This is a genomic window from Vibrio gelatinilyticus, assembly GCF_022836845.1.
GTDB classification, from domain to species: Bacteria; Pseudomonadota; Gammaproteobacteria; order Enterobacterales; family Vibrionaceae; genus Vibrio; species Vibrio gelatinilyticus.
In genome coordinates, this window is record NZ_JAJNNZ010000002.1 from 41,842 (window position 1) to 62,838 (window position 20,997).

General features: G+C 45.5%; 23 protein-coding genes and 1 tRNA gene. 8 read left to right on the top strand and 16 right to left on the bottom strand.

The features are described 5' to 3' along the window. Position 1 precedes the first annotated feature (1 nt). The 3 genes from LNL84_RS02350 to LNL84_RS02360 form a co-directional block, all read right to left on the bottom strand. The gene (locus tag LNL84_RS02350; RefSeq protein WP_244354915.1) at positions 2-208 is read right to left on the bottom strand and encodes a helix-turn-helix domain-containing protein; all 207 of its coding nucleotides are present in this window, start codon (positions 206-208) and stop codon (positions 2-4) included. Between the two features lie 52 nt (positions 209-260). After that, a complete protein-coding gene (locus LNL84_RS02355) occupies positions 261-1,013 on the bottom strand; it encodes a hypothetical protein (protein ID WP_244354917.1) in 753 nt (250 codons plus the stop codon). 124 nt (positions 1,014-1,137) lie between these two features. Continuing rightward, positions 1,138-1,214: transfer RNA gene (locus tag LNL84_RS02360), tRNA-Arg, on the bottom strand. A 310-nt stretch (positions 1,215-1,524) separates the two neighbouring features. Between LNL84_RS02360 and folD the strand changes: the two genes are divergently transcribed. Together folD and LNL84_RS02370 are read left to right on the top strand one after the other, a co-directional pair. After that, on the top strand, positions 1,525-2,388 hold the full coding sequence (folD, locus tag LNL84_RS02365) for a bifunctional methylenetetrahydrofolate dehydrogenase/methenyltetrahydrofolate cyclohydrolase FolD (protein WP_244354919.1): 864 nt from the start codon (positions 1,525-1,527) through the stop codon (positions 2,386-2,388). A 272-nt stretch (positions 2,389-2,660) separates the two neighbouring features. Then, positions 2,661-2,912, top strand: a complete 252-nt coding sequence (locus LNL84_RS02370) for an HPr family phosphocarrier protein (protein WP_244354921.1) — start codon at positions 2,661-2,663, stop codon at positions 2,910-2,912. A 148-nt stretch (positions 2,913-3,060) separates the two neighbouring features. On the opposite strand, the gene LNL84_RS02375 is transcribed toward LNL84_RS02370, so the two are convergent. Further along, on the bottom strand, positions 3,061-4,038 hold the full coding sequence (locus tag LNL84_RS02375; protein WP_244354923.1) for a lytic murein transglycosylase: 978 nt from the start codon (positions 4,036-4,038) through the stop codon (positions 3,061-3,063). Positions 4,039-4,062: 24 nt separating this feature from the next. After that, the gene (locus LNL84_RS02380) at positions 4,063-4,338 is read right to left on the bottom strand and encodes a YcgL domain-containing protein (RefSeq protein WP_244354925.1); all 276 of its coding nucleotides are present in this window, start codon (positions 4,336-4,338) and stop codon (positions 4,063-4,065) included. Positions 4,339-4,517: 179 nt separating this feature from the next. Between LNL84_RS02380 and minC the strand changes: the two genes are divergently transcribed. From minC to minE, 3 genes are read left to right on the top strand one after another with little or no spacing between them, the layout of a single operon-like run. Next, positions 4,518-5,180 carry a septum site-determining protein MinC gene (gene minC / locus LNL84_RS02385; RefSeq protein WP_244354927.1) on the top strand — a complete coding sequence of 221 codons (663 nt, stop codon included), beginning with the start codon at positions 4,518-4,520 and terminating at the stop codon, positions 5,178-5,180. Positions 5,181-5,197: 17 nt separating this feature from the next. After that, on the top strand, positions 5,198-6,010 hold the full coding sequence (gene minD / locus LNL84_RS02390) for a septum site-determining protein MinD (RefSeq protein ID WP_244354929.1): 813 nt from the start codon (positions 5,198-5,200) through the stop codon (positions 6,008-6,010). A gap of 3 nt (positions 6,011-6,013) precedes the next feature. Further along, entirely contained in the window at positions 6,014-6,280 is a 267-nt protein-coding gene (minE, locus tag LNL84_RS02395; RefSeq protein WP_244354931.1) for a cell division topological specificity factor MinE, read from the top strand. A gap of 41 nt (positions 6,281-6,321) precedes the next feature. Here minE and rnd read toward each other — a convergent pair whose 3' ends face one another. The 7 genes from rnd to yoaA form a co-directional block, all read right to left on the bottom strand. After that, on the bottom strand, positions 6,322-7,440 hold the full coding sequence (rnd, locus tag LNL84_RS02400) for a ribonuclease D (RefSeq protein ID WP_244354933.1): 1,119 nt from the start codon (positions 7,438-7,440) through the stop codon (positions 6,322-6,324). Positions 7,441-7,521: 81 nt separating this feature from the next. After that, positions 7,522-9,222: a long-chain-fatty-acid--CoA ligase FadD gene (gene fadD, locus LNL84_RS02405; protein ID WP_244354935.1), complete on the bottom strand. Its 1,701-nt coding sequence runs from the start codon at positions 9,220-9,222 to the stop codon at positions 7,522-7,524. 169 nt (positions 9,223-9,391) lie between these two features. After that, positions 9,392-10,246 carry an alpha/beta fold hydrolase gene (locus LNL84_RS02410; protein WP_244354937.1) on the bottom strand — a complete coding sequence of 285 codons (855 nt, stop codon included), beginning with the start codon at positions 10,244-10,246 and terminating at the stop codon, positions 9,392-9,394. A 3-nt stretch (positions 10,247-10,249) separates the two neighbouring features. Continuing rightward, positions 10,250-10,801, bottom strand: a complete 552-nt coding sequence (locus tag LNL84_RS02415) for a Slp family lipoprotein (protein ID WP_244354940.1) — start codon at positions 10,799-10,801, stop codon at positions 10,250-10,252. A gap of 21 nt (positions 10,802-10,822) precedes the next feature. Further along, complete coding sequence (locus tag LNL84_RS02420) at positions 10,823-11,113, bottom strand: chromosome partitioning protein ParA (RefSeq protein ID WP_244354942.1); 291 nt, start codon at positions 11,111-11,113, stop codon at positions 10,823-10,825. 28 nt (positions 11,114-11,141) lie between these two features. After that, positions 11,142-11,843, bottom strand: a complete 702-nt coding sequence (tsaB, locus tag LNL84_RS02425) for a tRNA (adenosine(37)-N6)-threonylcarbamoyltransferase complex dimerization subunit type 1 TsaB (RefSeq protein WP_244354946.1) — start codon at positions 11,841-11,843, stop codon at positions 11,142-11,144. A 21-nt stretch (positions 11,844-11,864) separates the two neighbouring features. Then, entirely contained in the window at positions 11,865-13,787 is a 1,923-nt protein-coding gene (gene yoaA / locus LNL84_RS02430) for a DNA repair helicase YoaA (protein ID WP_244354949.1), read from the bottom strand. Between the two features lie 332 nt (positions 13,788-14,119). On the opposite strand from yoaA, the gene purU reads away from it, so the two are divergent. Next, positions 14,120-14,953, top strand: a complete 834-nt coding sequence (gene purU, locus LNL84_RS02435) for a formyltetrahydrofolate deformylase (protein ID WP_244354952.1) — start codon at positions 14,120-14,122, stop codon at positions 14,951-14,953. 98 nt (positions 14,954-15,051) lie between these two features. Here the strand turns inward: purU and LNL84_RS02440 are convergent, their stop codons facing one another. Beyond that, entirely contained in the window at positions 15,052-15,651 is a 600-nt protein-coding gene (locus LNL84_RS02440; RefSeq protein ID WP_244354955.1) for a VOC family protein, read from the bottom strand. 175 nt (positions 15,652-15,826) lie between these two features. Here LNL84_RS02440 and argS point away from each other — a divergent pair, with 175 nt between their 5' ends. Further along, positions 15,827-17,560, top strand: a complete 1,734-nt coding sequence (gene argS, locus LNL84_RS02445; protein ID WP_244354958.1) for an arginine--tRNA ligase — start codon at positions 15,827-15,829, stop codon at positions 17,558-17,560. A 91-nt stretch (positions 17,561-17,651) separates the two neighbouring features. Further along, positions 17,652-18,080: an HIT domain-containing protein gene (locus tag LNL84_RS02450; RefSeq protein WP_244354961.1), complete on the top strand. Its 429-nt coding sequence runs from the start codon at positions 17,652-17,654 to the stop codon at positions 18,078-18,080. 49 nt (positions 18,081-18,129) lie between these two features. On the opposite strand, the gene LNL84_RS02455 is transcribed toward LNL84_RS02450, so the two are convergent. Genes LNL84_RS02455 through LNL84_RS02465 form a run of 3 tightly spaced genes read right to left on the bottom strand, consistent with a single transcriptional unit; the run spans position 18,130 to position 20,851 of the window. Further along, positions 18,130-18,360 (bottom strand): FeoC-like transcriptional regulator, encoded by a 231-nt coding sequence (locus LNL84_RS02455; protein ID WP_244354963.1) that lies wholly within the window; start codon positions 18,358-18,360, stop codon positions 18,130-18,132. After that, the gene (gene feoB / locus LNL84_RS02460) at positions 18,357-20,624 is read right to left on the bottom strand and encodes a Fe(2+) transporter permease subunit FeoB (protein ID WP_244354966.1); all 2,268 of its coding nucleotides are present in this window, start codon (positions 20,622-20,624) and stop codon (positions 18,357-18,359) included. Before feoB ends, LNL84_RS02455 begins: the two co-directional genes overlap by 4 nt. Beyond that, complete coding sequence (locus LNL84_RS02465) at positions 20,621-20,851, bottom strand: FeoA family protein (RefSeq protein WP_244354969.1); 231 nt, start codon at positions 20,849-20,851, stop codon at positions 20,621-20,623. Before LNL84_RS02465 ends, feoB begins: the two co-directional genes overlap by 4 nt. Positions 20,852-20,997: the final 146 nt, after the last annotated feature.

Sequence of the window (20,997 nt, forward strand, 5' to 3'; positions counted from 1 at the left end):
CCTACCTTGTCTGTGTAACAACATTGGACTCAATGAAGGCATCAAGGTCAGACTGTCGATAAAAGACCTTGCGCCCGACTTTGATAAATGGAAGCTGGTAGCGGCCTGTGGAGGCCCAGACAGCGAGAGTGCCCTCGGTAACACCGAGGTACTCTGCGGCTTGTTTGCGGTTTAAACGGGTTGTATTGGGATTTATGCAAATTGGCATGAGCTACTCCTTTTAATTGGTAGTAACGCCAACTTAACCAAGCACTTTGCGGCTACTCAGGGTTGCCGCAATTTTTTTTAATTTTCTCCGCTATTTCTTTGATCGATGGAATCTCGAATGTATCGCTAGTACTCTTTTTAATTAGCTCAGGTCGAATTAATTGAGCGGCTCGGGTTTTAGTATCTGTAGGGTTCGTGGCGAAGTGTTCTTTCGCTAGATTTTGCGCTTCCTTCTGCCACCAACCAGAAAACTCACTTCTATTTTTGTTACTGCGCGATGAGACATCACAGCGCCTTTGTGCCATCAAAACTTGCTTATCTGTTCGCGCCACTAACAAGTTATTTAAATGCCCAGAAAGCAAAAAACAAAGTTCAACTGCCGAGTCAGAATCACCTTTAAGCAAACAGTGGACGACTTGCCGAAGCCTAAGCAACGCGTGTCCAAGGGCACTCAAATAATTAGATTTTTCATCACTAGCTAAGAGTATCAGCGCATGCTCCAGCAAAACGGGGTTGTTCTCGTACTCGTATGTACCATTGATTTCCTCATAACCTAACTCCAACAAAAGTAGCTTTATTTCTTGATATGTTTGCTGGATTTGCGTTTTCAATATAGGCCGTTCGAGCCTCTCTAGTAGCACTAGGTCTAAGCCGGGTAAAAGCCTTGCTTCTTTAACGAGTGACGCTAGATACTCTTCATCGATTATGGGGTGCTTAACAATAAGTGGGCTGGTGTAGTATTTGAACGACGCGTTATTAGCTCTAGCTCTAGACGGGTACTTTTCTTGATGTTCGACGAAGCTCATTTTCGCACCTTCCTTGATGACACAAATACTTTAGTTATTAGCCAATTCAGCGGCACCACCACGGCACCACAGAAACGACAAAGCCCCGTTAACTCATTGAGCTAACGGGGCTTTTTGTAATAAATGGCACGCCCTGTAGGATTCGAACCTACGACCACATCCTTAGAAGGGACGTGCTCTATCCAGCTGAGCTAAGGGCGCGCTACAGGGAAAGGATTATACGAGTTGAAGTGGGTAAATCAATGGCTTTCTCACTCTTTGTGATTCAACCGCCCAAAAAAAAGCCAATATTGAGCCGAGTGACGAAAAACACCTCGATGCAAACGTTTGCTTTGTAGCAATTGGAAATGTTTTCTGGGACAATGCATACAAAAATATCAGCTTGATTAACCAAAATGGCACACAATAAGTGTCTAACACAACGGTCATCGCAAACAATTGTTATGACTAACATCACGCTACCACAGCGTCCCCTTAAGTTTTGGTTGAAATAACAATTTCAAGGAACAACATGACTGCTCAAAACATCGATGGAAAACTCATTTCCCAAACTGTACGCTCCGAAGTGGCTGCACGTGTTAAGGCACGAACCAGCGCTGGCTTAAGAGCCCCTGGCCTAGCCGTCGTTTTAGTGGGTGAAGATCCAGCATCGCAAGTGTACGTGGGCAGCAAGCGCCGAGCTTGCGAAGAAGTTGGCTTTGTGTCCAAATCATATGACTTACCAGCGAGCGCGAAAGAAGAAGAGTTATTAAAATTAGTTGATGAGCTCAACAACGATCCCGAGGTTGACGGCATCCTTGTCCAACTTCCTCTTCCAGCAGGAATCGATACTACGCATGTTCTTGAGCGTATTATCCCAGAGAAAGACGTCGACGGCTTCCACCCTTATAACGTGGGTCGTTTAGCACAGCGCATTCCTAAGCTTCGTTCGTGCACACCAAAAGGCATTATCACGCTACTGGATCGCTACAATATTCAGTTGCGCGGTAAACACGCCGTCATTGTAGGCGCCTCGAATATTGTGGGTCGTCCTATGACACTAGAACTCTTGCTTGCGGGCTGCACCACGACGACTTGTCATCGTTTTACCAAAGACTTGGAAAGCCACGTTCGTCAGGCTGATGTCGTTGTGGTTGCTGTCGGTAAGCCTAACTTTGTTCCGGGTCATTGGATTAAGAAAGGGGCCGTCGTGGTCGATGTGGGCATAAATAGGCTAGAAAATGGCACCTTAGTGGGTGATGTGGAATACGATATTGCCAAAGAAAACGCCAGTTTCATTACTCCAGTACCGGGCGGCGTTGGCCCAATGACGGTCGCAAGTTTAATCGAAAACACGATGATTGCCTGCGAGCAGTTCCACACCAAAAAGAAATAACGATTCGCTTTATCGCGCAGGGCCCTTTGGCCCTGCACTGCGCTTGCCTACCAAACACAGCTCTCGCTTTACTCTGCCAGTGACCGATCGCCTCTTAACTCCATGATAATAAAAACTTTGCAAGATAAAAAAAGAAAATAAACACTGTATACACCGTCGCATTTTTACGCTTAAAGTTTCGGTGAAATCGACCGACTCAATTCTAGATCACAGACTCATGTTCTGTTTGTCCGTAAAACTCAACTGAGACATTTAATTGAGGAGTATGTGATATGTTTAAGAAAAATGCAGTGATCACTGCAGAAAATGGCCTTCATACACGACCAGCGGCGCAATTTGTAAAAGAGGCTAAGAAATACACAGAAGAGGTTGAGGTGATCTCTCACGGTAAAACAGCCACAGCAAAGAATCTGTTTAAGCTACAAACTCTTGGTTTGGTCAAAGGCACAGAAGTCACCGTACAATCAACAAACCAACAAGCCGTCGATGAGCTTACCAAGTTTCTAGAAACGGTAACAGGCTAACCACTTACACGCTAAGTGCCGAAGAGCGAAGTCCTTAAAACAAAGCTCGCCTCTCGCTAAGTAATCGATAGATAGCGAGGGGCGAGCTGACTAAATAGAGGCATGTCGCTCATCGGGAGATCATTCACCCTCTAACCATCATCATTTATTACTTCATAGCGATTCGATCAGCTAGATGACTCACCGCTAGCGCAAAGTAATACGAGCGATTCCACTTCATGAGTACGTTGTAATTATTGTAAACCAGGTAAACACGGCCATTTTCATCGTCAGGCATGATAAGCCAGGCTTTTATGTCCTTGTTGAGCTTGGGTAACGGACGTCCGTCATAACGAGTAACGCCGAGCTTACTCCACTCTTGAAGGTATTTACCTTTTTCAGCTTCACGCCCTTGCAGATCCGGTGAGATGCCGTGAGGAACTTTCACTTGTCGCCCCCAGGTGTAGGTATCATTCCAGCCAGATTTCGATAAATAGTTAGCCGTGGAAGCAAACACATCCTCTTCGTTATCCCAGATGTCCTTCTTACCATCACCGTTCCCATCTGCGGCAAAATTTAAGAAAGAACTTGGCATAAACTGGCTCTGTCCCATGGCTCCAGCCCAAGAACCTTTCATTTCGCTGGGTGCGATATGGCCTTGCTCTAGAATCGTCAATGCAGCCATCGCCTCAGAACGGAAAAATGCTTCTCGGCGCCCTTCGTACGCGAGCGTAGACAGAGCATCAATAACACGATAATTACCAGTGAACTTACCAAAGTTGCTTTCTACGCCCCACAGAGCGACGATAAACCTTGGTTGTACGCCATAGTCGTTTCCTATGCGTGTTAATTCCGCATAGTGCTTCTCATACAGCTTCTTAGCTTGTTTTACTTTCCAGTCTGGTACAGCCCTAGGGATATACTCGTCAAGAGTGAGCCTTTTCTCCGGCTGATTACGATCTGCGGTTACTGCACGAGGCTTATAGTCGACGCCTGTAAAAGCCTCCGTCAGAATTGCTTCTGATATCCCAAGTTCCCTTGCTTCTTGCTTCATCTCTTCAACGTACTGTTCAAAAGATACTTTTTCGACTGAAAATGCTGGCGCAGATACACTTAACGCCAACATCACTGACAATACTTTTTTCAAATTGCCCTCCTGAGCAACTCGCTCTTATTTCTGTTTTGCTTTTAGTTCTTTATGGCGTTCAAGCAGATTGACTGGCGGTGGCGGCAACTGTAGGAAAAAACCCTCTAGCTTTAGAGACTCTTTTACCTTCTCGACATCCACAGATGCCAATTTCCGCTGTTCAATTTTAATCACCATGACAAAGATAGGTTTACCGAACATCTCTAACAAGGTGTCAGGGACTTGTGAAAAATCATCCTTCTTGTTGACATACAGGTACATACCTTCTTTTTTTGAGCTTTTGTAAATTGAACAAAGCATTGATAAGCCTCTTGTTTAACATCTCTCTAACGCAATGAAAAGTACAACGTACTCTTTGTAAGAAAATTGCGTGTTATTTGCCTATTTGGTCATGAGATAACTTGCCGTCATCCCTGTTGGAATATAACATGACTAGCCTAGTCAAAGACAATGCCATTACTACAAGGAATTCTTCGTAGATGTCTCAAACACCCGATCTGAAAGGTAGCAGTTTTACGCTTTCAGTGTTACATCTTTCTGATAATAACATCTCGAATACCGTTCACTTCATCAAAGAGAAAATTGATCAAGCTCCGAGCTTTTTTAAATCGGCGCCCGTTGTCATCAATATTGCGAAAGTTGATGGTGATATTGATTTCCTTGACTTAAAACTGGGCATTGAAGAAGTGGGGATGATCCCTGTGGGTATTACAGGTTGCAAAGATAAGCGCACTCAGACTCTGGCGTCACAGGTCGGTTTGGCTGTAATGACTGCCAGCAATATGCCTGCTAAAGCACCAGCCAAGATGCAACCAACCAAAGTGATTCGCACCCCAGTGCGCTCTGGTCAGCAAATTTACGCCAAAGATGGCGACCTGGTCGTTCTCAGTCATGTTAGCGCTGGCGCTGAAGTCATTGCCGATGGGACGATCCACATTCACGGTACACTGAGAGGCAGGGCTATCGCAGGTGCTAGTGGCTGCTCTCAGGCAAAAGTTTTTTGTAATGATTTACAAGCTGAGCTGATTTCCATCGCTGGAAACTATTGGCTTAGCGATCAAATTGCAGGCGAATACTGGAACAAAAAAGTCATGCTTAGCATGGAAAACGAATCACTCAGTATTGAAACGCTGTCTATTTAATTTAAAAGGAAACTCCTATGGCACGTATTATTGTTGTCACATCTGGTAAAGGCGGTGTTGGAAAAACAACCTCTAGCGCAGCTATCGCTTCTGGTCTTGCTTTGAAAGGCAAGAAAACCGCGGTTATCGATTTTGATATCGGTCTTCGTAATCTCGATCTCATCATGGGTTGTGAGCGTCGCGTTGTTTATGACTTCGTTAACGTTATCAATGGCGAAGCGACACTGAACCAAGCGTTAATCAAAGATAAGCGCACAGAGAATCTCTACATTTTACCAGCATCACAAACTCGCGACAAAGATGCTCTGTCTAAAGACGGCGTTGAGCGAGTATTCAATGAGCTCGATGAAATGGGCTTTGAGTTTGTGATCTGTGATTCGCCAGCGGGCATTGAACAAGGTGCACTCATGGCTCTGTACTTTGCGGATGAAGCCATAGTAACGACAAACCCAGAAGTCTCATCGGTACGCGACTCTGACCGTATTTTAGGGATTCTAGACTCTAAGTCTAAACGTGCAGAAGAAGGCCTCGAACCCGTTCGACAACACCTTTTATTGACGCGCTACAATCCCACTCGCGTCATTCAAGGCGACATGCTGAGCGTTGAAGATGTAGAAGAGATTTTACACATCTCTCTGCTAGGCGTGATCCCTGAAAGCCAAGCGGTTCTCAATGCGTCAAATAAAGGCGTGCCTGTTATTTTTGATGAAGCGTCGGATGCTGGCATGGCCTACGCAGATACCGTTGAACGCTTACTGGGTGACCAAGTTGACTTCCGCTTCCTTGCTGAGCAGAAGAAAGGTATTTTTAAGCGCTTATTCGGGGGGTAAAAGATGTCTTTATTAGAATTTCTTAAACCACAGAAAAAAAGCTCAGCTAACTTGGCCAAAGAGCGTTTACAGATCATTGTTGCCGAGCGCAGAGGCCAGGGCTCACTCTCACCGTCTTATTTACCTCAAATGAAAGACGATATTCTTAAAGTGATCGCAAAATATGTAGCAGTCGACCCGTCAATGGTTGATCTGACATTTGAACACAGAGATGACGATATCTCGGTGCTGGAGTTAAACGTTCAGCTGCCTGAAGATGATGAGAACTAAACTTCGCCATTAAAAAAAGGCTCGTTCTCACGAGCCTTTTTTTACTTCATCACTTTATCGAGTTGCAGACCAAGCACCTCGAGGCGCCAGCCCTGCATCACATCAGGTAATTTTGCAGGATCGCGATGACGTCTCCAAACCCAAGTCAAAAACTGATTTAACTGTTTCTTGGACGCAAGAAATTCGGTAGCAAGCCCAGTCTGCTGCGATGCCTTTTTCACTTCATCTTTTAAGATTTTAAACGCTTGTTTGTAGCCAGGATAGTCCATTAAGCGCTCAATTTTTTCAGGGTACTCATCTTCAGGTAACTGCTTTCCAAGCTTGACAATCGATGCGATTTTGTCTTTGTGACGACGAATTGAACGAGGATCGACACCGTTTTCTTCCATCGATTTCGGACTCACAAGGCTATGCCGTGCGATAGTCCATAGGTCTTGCTCTTTTACCACGAAGTTTAGCGCTAAATCACGACGTAGTGCCTCTTTCAACCGCCATGCAGCCAAGGGTTTTAACACAGCCAACTGTTTACGGTTAAGTTGCCAGGCGCCTTTAATATCAGCATACGCTGTATCAGAGTTCGGAATAATACCGCGCTTTTGCATCATCAAATCAGATTCTTGCTGAGACGCTTGCCACCAGCCTTTATCACTCACTTGCTGATAAAGTTTTTGATAGAGTGGGTAAAGGTAATACACATCCGCCGCGGCATACTCAAGCTGTTTTTGAGTCAGTGGCCTAGCTACCCAATCTGCGCGAGATTCACTCTTATCAAGTTCAATATCTAAATGTTCTTTGACCAAAGCGGCAAAGCCTGTTGAGAGTCCATAGCCTAAAAATGCGGCCATAACCTGAGTATCAACCATCGGTATCGGCATACAACCAAAGCTGTTAGCAAACACTTCAAGATCTTCTCCACAAGCATGTAAAACTTTAAGTACCGAGGTGTCTTTCAGCAATTCAGTAAACGGCGTCAGTTCATCTAGCGCGACAGGATCGATTAATGAAAGGGTTTCACCATCATAAAGTTGAATAAGACCCAACATTGGGTAGTAAGTTCGAATCCGAACAAACTCGGTATCCAGCATCACAACATCAGCCTCGCGGGCCTTTGCACACACCAACTCTAAGTCGGCTAACTCTGTCACTATTTGATAATCCACACAGACTCTCTTTGCAATAAAAAATGCCAGCTTTAATGGCTGGCATTCTATCAGATAATCACGCTAAGTATGACAAGATTGTTACACTGTTTTCTCGTCAGTCTTGGTCAACTTGGCGTCGTTCTCTTCACGCAGAACACGACGTAAGATCTTACCGACATTGGTTTTTGGAAGATCGTCTCTAAACTCAACACGCTTAGGGATCTTATAACCCGTGAGGTGCTCTCGGCAGTGATCAATCACTTCTTCTTTGGTAAGGCTCGAGTCTTTCTTAACCACAAAGACTTTAACAATTTCGCCCGAAGCTTCGTTTGCTTCACCAATGGCTGCAACCTCTAACACCTTATCGTTAAGAGCAATCACATCTTCGATCTCGTTAGGGTATACATTAAACCCAGACACCAAAATCATGTCCTTCTTACGATCAACAATATGCAAAAAGCCTTCATCATCAAACTTCACGATATCGCCTGTTGATAACCAACCTTGTTCATTGATCACCTCTTTACTGGCTTCTGCACGCTGCCAATAGCCTTGCATTACTTGAGGACCACGCACTTGAAGCTCGCCCGTTTCATCGTTGCTTACCGGATTGCCTTCATCGTCGACAATTCGAATCTCGGTCGATGGCACCGGTAAACCAATAGAACCGTTGTACTCGGTCAAGTCATATGGATAGGCCGCCACTAAAGGTGAACACTCCGTAAGACCATAGCCCTCAAGAAGCAAACAATTGGTTGATTTCTTCCATTGCTCAGCGACGGCTCTTTGCACCGCCATACCACCACCAACGGAGAGACTTAGGCGACTAAAATCGAGCTCGTGAAAGTCTTCGTTATTGAGCAGTGCATTAAATAAGGTGTTTACACCGGTTATGGCCGTGAAGGGATATTTTTGCAGCTCTTTAATAAACCCAGGAATGTCTCTTGGGTTGGTGATCAAAAGGTTTTGTCCGCCCATTTCGACAAACAATAAACAGTTCACGGTAAGCGCAAAGACGTGATACAACGGCAGCGCTGTCACGACCAACTCACGCCCTTCGTTAAGAACGGAGCCATACATTCCTTTCGCTTGCATGACGTTGGCTAACATATTGCGATGCGTAAGGATCGCTCCTTTGGCAACGCCAGTGGTACCTCCGGTATACTGAAGAAACGCAATATCATCACCCGTCATAAACGGTTTGACGTATTGCATTCGGCGACCTTTATGGAGCGCCTTCTTAAATGAAATAGCGCCCGGAAGATTGTATTTTGGCACCATGCCTTTGACGTATTTAACAACGAAATCGACGATAGTCCCCTTAGCTCCGGGCAGCATTTGTCCCAAACTAGTCAATACCACGTGTTTGACAGGCGTTCTTTCAACAATCTGCTCAAGTGTACTGGCAAAGTTTGAAACAATAACAATGGCCTTAGCACCAGAATCATTGAGCTGGTGTTCTAGCTCACGTGGAGTATACAAAGGGTTCACATTCACTGCGATGAGCCCCGCACGAAGCACCCCAAATAACGCCACCGGATATTGCAAAAGGTTGGGCATCATTAGCGCAACGCGATCGCCCTTTCGCAGTTTTAGATCATTTTGCAGGTATGCGGCGAATGCTCTACTTCGCTCTTCCAATTTACGAAATGTCATAACCGCGCCCATATTGACAAACGCTGGTTGGTCGGCAAATTTATGTACCGACTGTTCAAACATTTCGACTAGCGAAGGATATTGATCTGGGTTGATTGTTTCCGGTACATCACTTGGGTATCGAGAAAGCCAAGGTTTATCCACAGTTATACTCCTCAATGTTTCGTCCATTCGGCTCACTACTGGCTCACCCCTTCAACTTGTAACAAATACATTACAAGCCTTTTTAGAATATTCATTGGTCAAACCAGTTACTTTGAAGGCCATTACAACACATTGCACCAATTGGAGCACGAAAGACGAAAACAGTTGTTTAAATTTTGTTAACTAGACCAGAAATTAGTTCAAATACTCGACTAGGAGACTCTAAGTGGCAATGATGTCCACCAGCAACATACTCAACAGTCGCACGACTAAGTGCATGTAAATATCGTGGTGAACGCAATTCAGGGTAGCCTTGCTCACCAAGAATCACTATATGAGGCACTTCAATCGCCGCTATGATGGCCGCCGATTGCTCTAATGTCATGCGGTAGACCGAGTCACATTTCAATTTGCTGTCGTGATGCCAGTGCCAGCGTTCGCCCTGCATATAACCACCACGTTGTACAATCGGCTCAATAAGACCTTCCGAAAGATGGTTGGTCGAGGCTCTTAAGCTCACAGCTTGCTGTTTTGACTCTAATACGCGTTGCGGCTTAGCACGCCAACGTTTACGACTCTGAACTCCGTCTCTTATGCGCTTCACACATAAAGAAGCTGGCTCAGCTAAGGGAAAATGCCCTTCGATTTGAACTAACCCTGATATCAATTCAGGAAAAGCAGCACTATAACAACTCGTGATTAATGCACCAAGTGAATGCCCGACTAAATAAACATTGGTTGCGTGAAGTTTGCAAAGTATGAGGTGAAGATCATCAATATAATCGTGAAAGCTATAAAAGTGATGGGGAGACTTGTGTGAAGAATGACCATGACCAGATAGGTCAATGGCAATTGCGCGCCATGTTGGGCATTGCTGCGCAATCAGCTCAAGTTGCACGTGAAAACTCGCCGCGTTATCCATCCAGCCATGAACGAAAACGACCGTTTTCACGGCCGTTTTAGCGTCACCTACTTCTAAATAGGCGATTTTCCTATCATCAATCGCAAGCGCTGAGCTAAGCATATGTTACTTGACCTCTTTGATGATATGACCTTGAGTTGGGCCGTAGTAAAAGTCATCACAGTAATAGCCCCAGCAAGAACTAAATGCTCCATGACTACGATTTATTATCAGCCTCTCTTCGACTCGCCACAAATACTGTCCATAAACATTGATGACGGGAAACTCACCTTCGAACTCACCAATTTTGGCTTTTTCACGACCTTGCTTCTTACCGACAACAGAAAGGAGTCGGCCTCGTTGATAGGTAATCGGGTCGATAAAGCCGTCTACATAAGCAATAAAACGTCCATCAGGCTCGCGGTCTATATCCGGCTTTCCTTGTGAATCGATTGGTAAGTTAACCACCTCGATTCGAGTACGATCAACTAGGTTGGTCACCGTATCAATGACTCCACCGAGTCGAATGTCACTATCATCAGCAGACGAAACAAATTGACCATAATCGGTCACCACTAATTCGTTGCTAGACACCAGTTGCTCAGGAAGGGAGCCACAGCCACCAAGTGCAAGTATGACGGCGATAACTATGGAAATACGTTTAACAGTGTTTATCATTGTCTACACCTCACTGTTTCATCAAATATAAATATCTATCCCTAGTAGGCGTGCCAACTCCTCTTTTTTGCTGTGCTGCATCACGCCGATGTACTCCTCGAGTGCTTTTTTATTGCGCCCTTCGGGAAGATCATAGTGTATGCGGGCACGCTCGAATTCTGAGTGCTGCGTCTGATTGACACTCAATGACACAGCTTGCGCAACTTTAGAGACCTGGCTACCAGCCTTTGCCTGTTTGGTTTTGGTTAACGAACGCCCCTTCTGTGGCTTTTGACTATTAACCGTTGCGGGCAACCTCGGGATAGATACCATAATTCGTTACTCTTTCTCCTGTAAGGAGCTATTCCCTACCTGGAAGCTTTTTCCAGGCTACTTTGTCGCGCAAGTACACCGGGCTGGCCTCTTCAGCCGACACTGTATTGCCTTTTTGCCATTCAAACTGGGCTAAGAACGCCATATCTTGCGCTTCAGGGTAGAGTACCTCACCTGGCGAAATCTCGAGATCCAGCTCAGCAAGTTGCTCTTTATAAGCTTGCCAACCTGTGCCGGCAGATATCCAGCTTGCGCTGCTAGGCGTTAATAGTTGACTTAGATCTTGTGGTGGAATAACGCATTCTGGCTCAGTCTCAGACCAATCACCATTCTCATCACGAACAAAACGTCCCCAGTACACCTCACTCATACGAGCATCAATCGCACAGGCAACGTTCTGTTGACCGTGTTTACGGTATGTTCCTTGCGCCATTGCTTTTAAGGTCGACACGCCAATCATCGGTAGGTCAGCTCCAAAGCCTAAACCTTGAGCAATACCAATACCAATTCGAACGCCAGTAAAGCTTCCTGGACCTCGGCCAAACGCCAATGCATCTAAATCCGCTAGCGCTAAGCCCGCTTCTTTTAGAACCTCATCAACCATTGGCAACACTTTTTTGGTGTGATCGCGCGGTGCAACTTCGCTACGAGCGTATATTTTGTCACCGTGCAATAAAGCGACGGAGCAGTTTTCTGTTGCCGTATCGATGGCGAGTATTTTTGTCGTCATGTGTTTCTCAGTAACTGTTACTTATTTGCTGATCAGGAAGTCTTGGATGACTGCCAGATCTCTTGTTCTAGGGATCGGCGGCAAACTGGCTAAGAAGGTGCCACCATAATCTCGGGTCACTAAGCGATTATCACAGATAATCAGTGCTCCCTTATCATTGTTGTCTCGAATTAAACGCCCGACCCCTTGTTTAAGGGTAATCACCGCGTCGGGTAATTGTACTTGAGTGAACGGCTCTCCGCCTCTCAATCGGCAATCCTCAATACGCGCTTTTAACAAAGGATCATCAGGCGCTGTAAAGGGCAGTTTATCGATGATAACACAGCTCAGAGTATCACCTCTAACATCTATGCCTTCCCAAAACGCACCTGTCGCAACAAGCAGTGCGTTACCAAGCTCCATAAACTCGGCTAGCGTCTTCTGCTTACTCGTTTCTCCTTGCAACAATACAGGTAAGGTCAACGTTTCTCTAAAACGCTCACCAAGTTCTCGCATCATGCTGTGAGAGGTACACAAAAAGAAACAGCGCCCCTGATTTTTCTCAATGACGGGTGCCAACATGCGAACCAATTTATCTGCCAACCCGGAGCTGTTAGGCTCCGGAATATAACGCGGCACACACAACTTCGCTTGCGTGGCGTAATCAAAAGGGCTTGGCAGAGCAAATTTCTGGCTTGGTTTTAGCCCTAAACGTGAGGTGAAGTGACCAAAATCATCGTTCACTGCCAATGTCGCAGAGGTAAATATCCAGGCACCGCCTTTCATTTCAATTTGCTCGTGAAATTTATCGGCGACCGAGAGCGGTGTGATATGCAAAGTAAAGTGTCTAGGCGTTGTATCAAACCAGTAGGAGTATCCGGTAATAGACACATCGCAAACGCGCTCTAGTCGTCCTTTAATAGTATTGGCCCGCTCAAATGCAGTATCGAGTAATTGGCTGCGTCCGAGTGTCAACTTAAGCACATCAATGGCCAATTGCAAAGCATCCGTGACACGCTCCACTTCTCGCTTTACAGTCAGACTTTGAATGGCATCACGCCAATTCCCACGAAAACCCGCATCACCAAGTACTATGCGCATATCCATGGCACTTTGAGACAGTTTGTCGGCCATTTTTTGCAGTTGGCGCATGTCTCTTGCTTCGGTGCGATAACCTATTTCGATGTCTTTGGCGAGATCTTGGATCTGACGACTAGACAGCGATTGGCCAAAATACTGGCTGGCAATATCCGGGATCTGATGCGCTTCATCAAAGATAAAGACGTCCGCTTCAGGAATAAGCTCACCAAAGCCCGTTTCTTTGATTGAGAGGTCGGCAAGAAAGAGGTGATGATTCACCACCACGAGATCGGCATCCAGCGCTTTTTTTCGAGCCTTTAGTACAAAGCACTCTTGATAATTGGGACAGTCTTTTCCTAAACAATTGTCATTATTAGAGGTGATTGTCGGGATAACAACACTATCTTCGGCGATGGCATCGCACTCACCCAAATCACCTGACTTGGTTTCCGAGGACCAACTTCGCACTTTGACTAACTGAGACAATAACTCGGGATTGCTCTCTGTCGTATGACTTTCAATCATCTGGCGACTTAAACGCTCTAAACAGAGATAGTTAGAACGCCCCTTAAGCAACGCCACTTGCCCATGAAATCCTAGAGCATCAACCATCAGTGGTAAGTCACGATGAAACAGTTGCTCTTGCAGGTTTTTAGACCCCGTACTGATGATCGTTTTTTTACCGCTCAACAATGCAGGCACTAAATAGGCAAACGTTTTTCCTGTCCCCGTTCCGGCTTCAACCACAAGTTGAGACTCATCCAATATGGTTTGGGCAACGGCTTTTGCCATATCAAGTTGAGGCTGCCTTGGTTGAAAACCAGGAATCACTTTCCCTAAGGCACCATCACTGGTAAAGGTTTTATTGATTGAGTTGGGTGTCATACCGCGAGTTGGTTAGATGGTAAATAGTATCCGTCATTATTGCAGGTTTAAGGAGCGCTGGCGACTCCTGCTCCATTGTCAATTTCATTGGCTTGGCGCAGCTAAGAAGTGTCCTATCTGTTCAGAGGCACTGTTATTTAGTTGAAACCAACGCCAGAATAGATTAAATATGGGAGTCATATTACGGCTGAGCTCACATTAGCACTCTGGATTATCGCTGACATATGCATGCACTTGCTCTTTGGTCACTAAGTTTCAATCCCTGCTGTCTCTGAATCGAATTGCGCCGCCGAACTCTAATTTCAATTGTCTATTTTATGGAAGCCGTTCACATGGAAAAGAAAACCTTACTAACGCACTGCAATGATGCGCCGGGACTCATCTCCAAGATCACCAATATCTGTTATAAGCATCAGTTAAATATCGTTCACAACAACGAGTATGTAGACAATGCCAGTGGTCACTTTTTTATGCGCACAGAGTTAGAAGGTTATTTTAATGATGCCACCTTCCTCGCCGATCTGGATCAGGCACTACCAAAGGGGACCAAGCGATCGTTGGTTGGTTCTTCTCGCAAACGCGTGGTAATTCTGGTCACGAAAGAAGCACACTGTTTAGGTGATATTCTGATGAAAAACTTTGACGGTAGCCTCAATGTGGAGATTGCCGCAGTCGTAGGTAACTATGATACCTTACAGTCGCTGACACAGAAATTTGATATCCCTTATCACCATGTTTCGCATGTCGACTTAACTCGTGAAGAGCATGAAGCGAAAATGCTCGAAGCCATCGACCAATACGATGCTGACTACCTAGTGCTAGCGAAATACATGCGCGTATTAACCCCAGGTTTTGTCGAAAAGTACCATCATAAAATCATCAATATTCACCACAGCTTCCTGCCTGCTTTTATTGGTGCAAAACCATACCAGCAAGCGTTTGATCGAGGAGTAAAGATCATTGGAGCGACAGCGCACTTTGTGACAAACGACCTCGATGAAGGACCTATTATCAAACAAGAAGTCATCCCCGTCGATCACAACTTTAGTGCAGCAGATATGGCCCAAGCAGGACGAGACGTAGAAAAGAATGTATTAAGTAAAGCGCTCAACAAAGTGATCAATGACCACGTGTTTGTATACGGCAATAAAACTGTCATTCTGTAATCAAGCACCATAGAAAAGAGCAGAGTCACTAGAGCCTGGATCACTAAACACATGCTACTAATCACATGTTGCCAAGCTCAAAGTGACTTTCGAGTTTGTTAATCGGCTTGTTCTGATTCCACAATGGTTTTCAACGAATGTGGGTGAAGTTTAATACAGATACCCTGCCACTTAAACGCTACAGTCGGATTCGCTAGCCGCTCCCCTTCGCCTTTCGGGCTCGATAACTTCACTTTCACACCTTGTGCTTTCGCCTTCTCAAGCTGGCTCTCAAGCTCTGGGAACTTAGTATACAAATCTAGCAAAAATGCGTCCGCAGTCTGTGCCTCCGATGGCACCACAAACTCGACATGCTCCCAATCTTCAACCGGATGTGTTTTACCAATAGCTGGGTAAGGCAACTCTAAACACTCTATCGTCCAGCTGTGGGCTGCGATTGGGTTATCAAACTCCAGTACAATAATTGGGCGGCCATTAATTTGCGCCTCAGAGATCACTTTGCCATAGTCAAGCCATGCATGATGCGCAGCTTTTGCCAACTCACCATCGTTGATACGCAGCGCAATGTGATCGGCTTGATAAGCCGATAAATCGATAGCTAATAGGCTGCATAAAGCCTGAATATTATCTAGAAAATCATCGATTTCATTCAACATTGCAGAAGGCACTAGACCTTTTTCTATCAGGGTTTGTTGCATTTTTTCGTGCTCACTTTGGTCATCAAACGCCAAATAGTAGCAGGATTAAGCTAGAATCAGAAAAAATACAAACTTTCCCACTAGGTGAGCGGCGCTAAAATTGCTATTATGTGCGCCAATTTACTAGATTAAATCCAATTCCAAGAATTGAAGCCAAGTTTTGAAGGAAATGCGTGTGAATATCCAAGCACTGATCAACGACAAAGTATCTCAGGCTCTCGAAGCCGCTGGCGCACCTGCAGGCAGTCCTGCAGCCGTTCGCCAATCTGCAAAAGCTCAGTTTGGTGACTATCAAGCCAACGGCGTTATGGGCGTTGCTAAGAAGTTGGGTACCAACCCACGCGAGTTCGCACAAAAAGTTCTGGATGTATTGGACCTAGATGGAATCGCAAGCAAAACTGAAATTGCTGGTCCTGGCTTTATCAACATCTTCCTAAGTGAAGAGTTCTTAGCTAAGCAAGCAGACTTAGCATTGGCTGACAGCCGCCTTAGTGTTGCACCCCAAGCACAACAAACCATTGTTGCTGACTACTCTGCGCCAAACGTAGCTAAAGAAATGCACGTGGGTCACCTGCGTTCAACCATCATCGGTGATGCGGTTGTTCGTACTCTAGAGTTCCTGGGCCATAAGGTTGTTCGTGCAAACCACATCGGTGACTGGGGTACTCAGTTCGGTATGCTTATCGCAAACCTAGAGCGCGTTCAAAAAGAGTCTGGTGAAGTTTCAATGGAGCTTTCTGACCTCGAAGCATTCTATCGCGAGTCAAAGAAACTGTACGATGAAGACGAAGAGTTCGCTGCTAAAGCTCGTAACTACGTAGTTAAGCTGCAAGGTGGCGACGAGTTCTGCGCTGAAATGTGGAAAAAACTGGTGGATGTCACCATGATCCAAAACCAGCGCAACTACGACCGTTTAAACGTGTCACTGAAGCGTGAAGATGTGATGGGTGAGAGCATGTACAACGATATGCTACCAGCCATTGTTACTGATCTTCAGGAAAAAGGCTTAGCGGTTGAAGATGACGGCGCGCAGGTCGTGTTCTTAGATGAGTACAAAAACAAAGATGGTGAGCCAATGGGCGTTATCATCCGTAAGCGCGATGGTGGTTTCTTATACACGACGACCGATATTGCGTGTGCTAAATACCGTTACGAGCAGTTAGGAGCCGATCGCGTACTTTACTTCATCGATTCACGTCAGCACCAACACCTGCAGCAAGCGTGGACTATCGTTCGCAAAGCAGGCTACGTGCCAGAATCAACAACGCTTGAGCACCATGCATTTGGTATGATGCTAGGTAAAGATGGTCGCCCATTTAAAACCCGTGCTGGCGGCACTGTTCGTCTTGCGGATCTTCTTGATGAAGCTCAGGAGCGTGCGTTCAAGCTCATCGACTCTAAGAACCCTGATTTAGCATCAGAAGAGAAGAAAAACATTGCAAATACTGTTGCAATGGCGGCTGTTAAATACGCAGATCTTTCAAAGCACCGTACCACTGATTACGTCTTCGACTGGGATAACATGTTGGCATTTGAAGGCAACACTGCGCCGTACATGCAGTACGCATACACTCGGGTCGCGTCTGTATTTGCTAAAGCGGATCTGTCTATTGATGACCTTACTGGACCAATCATCATTAGTGAAGACAAAGAAAAAGCACTCGCAAGCAAGTTACTGCAATTTGAAGAAGCGGTTGAATCCGTTGCTCGTGAAGGCCAACCTCACATCATGTGTAGCTACCTGTTTGAATTGGCTGGATTGTTCTCTAGTTTCTATGAAGCATGTCCAATCTTGGTTGCAGAGCAAGAAAGCACTAAACAAAGTCGCCTCAAGCTTGCTGGCCTGACAGCTAAAACCATCAAGCAAGGCCTATCTTTGCTTGGTATTGAAACGCTAGAGCGCATGTAATCATTACCTATGATTGAAGAAAAGGCGATTTGCGATAGCAACTCGCCTTTTTTATTCTTTGCTCAATAGACCTGCTAACAAGGTATTTAACATGACATTTGAACTCCACCCTCAACTCGAAAAAGATACAACCCTCATTGGCGAATTTCCGTTGTCTTTGGTGTTATTGCACCGAGACGACTCAGTACCTTGGGTCATTTTAGTCCCTAAAAAAGCAAACCTTACTGAACTGCATCACCTACCAATGAACGAGCAACAGCAATTTCTCATTGAGTCAGAAGTTGTCAATCAGGCGCTCGAGTCATTATTTACGCCAGATAAGCTCAACTTTGGGGCGTTGGGCAATATGGTCCCGCAGCTTCATGTTCACCACATCGCGCGCTTTAAAACTGATTTGGCGTGGCCAGGACCGCTGTGGGGAAGCACTAAAGGTGAATACCGAGCACCGTCTATTCAACAGGACTTAGCACAGTGCATTTCAACTCAATTGAGTGAGTCCCCCTTGTTTGTTGCTAGGTAGACGCAAAAAAGCGGAGCCCATTGCGCTCCGCTAAATCTTGAACAACAGCTTACATAATCACTTTAAGCGACAACGCGCCACTTTGATTGAGGTGATAACGTACACGCAATAGCGCCTGTGTTTTAGTGCGATCTTCTGTACGTGTCAACACTCCTTTTTTTATCCAAACAGTCAACATAGCATCGACACCGTCTTCACTTAGCGCAAACCTCTCAGCGAGGGACTGCCGAGTTATTCCCGGGGTTTCTACAATAGCTTGTTTGAGATCAGACAATATCATGCGATCTGAACGTCTAATTGCTGCTTAAGGCCTTCGCGTTTAAGCAAACGAGCGATGACTAGCATCAACAATAGTATACCGGTGATCCATAGTGCGCTTTGTGTCGGATGCAAAGCAAAGTGCGTAACTTGATAGTAGAGCGCCGCTGACGCGTAGGCTAAGCCCATGGTCCATGCCGCGATAAAGCGCGCATACTTTTGACCAAACTCGCGAACATAAGCACCCATTGCGGCGACACACGGCGTATACAGTAAAATGAAAATCAAGTACGCAAACGCCGCATTTCCTGTCACAAAGTGTGCTTTCAAGTTGGCAAAGATAGAACCATCGACCTCTTGCTCCTCAGCCACAGAATTTGCGTCGCTCAAATCACCGACATCAACACCAAGGGGATCTGAATAACTTAGGCTCGACAAATTATCAGGTATTGTGGCCCATGCCTCTTTTAAGCTTACAAGCAGATCATATCCACTTTCCTCTGCATCTGCTGAGGTATATAAGCTATTCAATGTTCCTACCACTGCTTCTTTTGCGAAAATCCCAGTAATAATACCGACCGTCGCTGGCCAATTATCCTCTTGAACACCGATTGGCTCAAAGATAGGCGTGACCACTTGAGCCGCTTTTGATAGCACAGAGTTTTCACTGTCTTCATTACCAAATGAACCATCAGTACCCATTGAATTCAAAAAGCTAAGAATAGCGACAACCACAACGATAGTTTTACCTGCTCCCAATACAAATCTGTTAAGTTTTTGCCAGGTTTTGATTAGCACATTTTGCATGGTTGGAATTTCATAATCAGGCATTTCCATAACGAAGCTGTCGCTTTTCCCTGGGTAGATGGTTTTTTTCAATACCCACCCCGTAAACACGGCGGCTACAATACCCAAAAGGTAAAGTGCAAAGACAATATTTTGACCGCTTTGCGGAAAGAAAGCCGCAGCAAAAAGGGCGTACACTGGGAGACGAGCCCCGCATGACATAAACGGAGCCATAGACGCGGCCAATTTACGCTCGCGCTCTTGATCTAACGTTCGCGTTGCCATGATTGAAGGTACGTTACAGCCAAACCCTAACACCAATGGCACGAAGGCTTTACCCGGTAATCCAATCTTTTGCATCACTTTATCCAGAACAAACGCAGCTCGAGACATATAACCTGAACTTTCTAATACCGCTAGAAATAGATACAGACAGGCAATGACCGGGATAAAAGTTGCCACAGTTTGGATACCACCACCAATACCATCAGCTAATACGGTCACTAACCAAACCGGCAGAGCACCATCGAGAAGGTGATGACCACCATCCACCAAAAGGGCGCCAACACTGATGTCAAAAAAGTCAATAAAGGCGCTGCCAATGTTAATAGAGAACATAAACATCAGGTACATGACCACAAAGAAGAAAGGCACGCCAATCCATTTATTGAGTATTACCCCATCGATGTGCTCGGTAATACTGCGGCTGAGTTTGCCCTCGCTTCGACGCAGGCGTTTACACAATTCATGAAGATAAGTGTATTTTGTATCAGCGACTTGCAAGTCAATGTCGACGCCGCAGGCACTAGCCCGCTGCGCAACAACCGTTCGTGCGCTTTGTGATAGAGTATTGAGCACCATCACATCGTTTTCGAGTGCTCGAATCGCCAAAGCACGTGGAGCCACAGACCCATCGACAAATATTGACATCAATTCAGCAATGGCGCTTTCAAACTCAACACCATAATCTAACGGCAACGCTTCTAGGTTGACCCCTTGATCCAGAAGTTTGTGTAATTTTTCTTTAAACAAAGCGACCTGTTGCTTGTTTGTGGCTGAAAGGCAGAACACGGGGCATCCCAACGCTTTTTCTAAACCTTTTACGTCAAGCTGAACTCGTTCACGCTTAAGCGCATCCATTTTATTCAGTACAACCACCATAGGTCGGCCAAGTTCACGCAGTTGCAACGTCATGTATAGACCACGTTCTAAACTGGTTGCGTCCACCACATTGATCAATAGATCTGCAGGGTGCGTTAGTACCGCTCTTGATGCAATAGACTCATCAATACTGTTGCTATCATTGCCACTATCTAGTGCGTAGATACCTGGTAAGTCGGTTAGCAGAAACTCATCTCCTGACTGGTGATAGCGGCCTGTCTTTTTTTCAACCGTCACTCCGGCCCAGTTTCCAACTTGTTGCTTAGCGCCCGTTAAGCCATTAAAAAGTGTTGTTTTGCCGCTATTAGGGTTACCGACTGTTAAAAGGGTATAACTCATTGTTGCAACTCCACTTCTATATCGTTAGCGATTGTTTCTCGTACGGCTAAGGAGACACCGCGAACTTCAAGTTGAAGTGGGTCGCCCATAGGGGCGCGTCGAATGACAGTCACAGGGGTATTTGGTAGTACACCCATCACCATAAGTTTCTTACGAACTTCATTTGATAGACCAGACATTTTGGCCACTCTTGCTGTTTGACCTGCCGTTAATTCCGATAGTTTCATCGCTGAACACCCATATATTACAATTGGTAATGAGAAGGATTTGCATTAACACCAATAATAAGCCGCAAATATACTTTGTTACATTGTGCTAAATCAATATTTATCGGAAGTAAGCCGGTAAATTTCGTCAAAACTATTCCGTCAAA

Excerpts from the sequence above, each read along its gene's own strand:
- LNL84_RS02350 (WP_244354915.1), bottom strand. The coding sequence starts at position 208 with ATGCCAATTTGCATAAATCCCAATACAACCCGTTTAAACCGCAAACAA.
- LNL84_RS02355 (WP_244354917.1), bottom strand. The coding sequence starts at position 1,013 with ATGAGCTTCGTCGAACATCAAGAAAAGTACCCGTCTAGAGCTAGAGCT.
- folD (WP_244354919.1), top strand. The coding sequence starts at position 1,525 with ATGACTGCTCAAAACATCGATGGAAAACTCATTTCCCAAACTGTACGC.
- LNL84_RS02370 (WP_244354921.1), top strand. The coding sequence starts at position 2,661 with ATGTTTAAGAAAAATGCAGTGATCACTGCAGAAAATGGCCTTCATACA.
- LNL84_RS02380 (WP_244354925.1), bottom strand. The coding sequence starts at position 4,338 with ATGCTTTGTTCAATTTACAAAAGCTCAAAAAAAGAAGGTATGTACCTG.
- minC (WP_244354927.1), top strand. The coding sequence starts at position 4,518 with ATGTCTCAAACACCCGATCTGAAAGGTAGCAGTTTTACGCTTTCAGTG.
- minD (WP_244354929.1), top strand. The coding sequence starts at position 5,198 with ATGGCACGTATTATTGTTGTCACATCTGGTAAAGGCGGTGTTGGAAAA.
- minE (WP_244354931.1), top strand. The coding sequence starts at position 6,014 with ATGTCTTTATTAGAATTTCTTAAACCACAGAAAAAAAGCTCAGCTAAC.
- LNL84_RS02410 (WP_244354937.1), bottom strand. The coding sequence starts at position 10,246 with ATGCTTAGCTCAGCGCTTGCGATTGATGATAGGAAAATCGCCTATTTA.
- LNL84_RS02415 (WP_244354940.1), bottom strand. The coding sequence starts at position 10,801 with ATGATAAACACTGTTAAACGTATTTCCATAGTTATCGCCGTCATACTT.
- LNL84_RS02420 (WP_244354942.1), bottom strand. The coding sequence starts at position 11,113 with ATGGTATCTATCCCGAGGTTGCCCGCAACGGTTAATAGTCAAAAGCCA.
- tsaB (WP_244354946.1), bottom strand. The coding sequence starts at position 11,843 with ATGACGACAAAAATACTCGCCATCGATACGGCAACAGAAAACTGCTCC.
- yoaA (WP_244354949.1), bottom strand. The coding sequence starts at position 13,787 with ATGACACCCAACTCAATCAATAAAACCTTTACCAGTGATGGTGCCTTA.
- purU (WP_244354952.1), top strand. The coding sequence starts at position 14,120 with ATGGAAAAGAAAACCTTACTAACGCACTGCAATGATGCGCCGGGACTC.
- LNL84_RS02440 (WP_244354955.1), bottom strand. The coding sequence starts at position 15,651 with ATGCAACAAACCCTGATAGAAAAAGGTCTAGTGCCTTCTGCAATGTTG.
- LNL84_RS02450 (WP_244354961.1), top strand. The coding sequence starts at position 17,652 with ATGACATTTGAACTCCACCCTCAACTCGAAAAAGATACAACCCTCATT.
- LNL84_RS02455 (WP_244354963.1), bottom strand. The coding sequence starts at position 18,360 with ATGATATTGTCTGATCTCAAACAAGCTATTGTAGAAACCCCGGGAATA.
- feoB (WP_244354966.1), bottom strand. The coding sequence starts at position 20,624 with ATGAGTTATACCCTTTTAACAGTCGGTAACCCTAATAGCGGCAAAACA.
- LNL84_RS02465 (WP_244354969.1), bottom strand. The coding sequence starts at position 20,851 with ATGAAACTATCGGAATTAACGGCAGGTCAAACAGCAAGAGTGGCCAAA.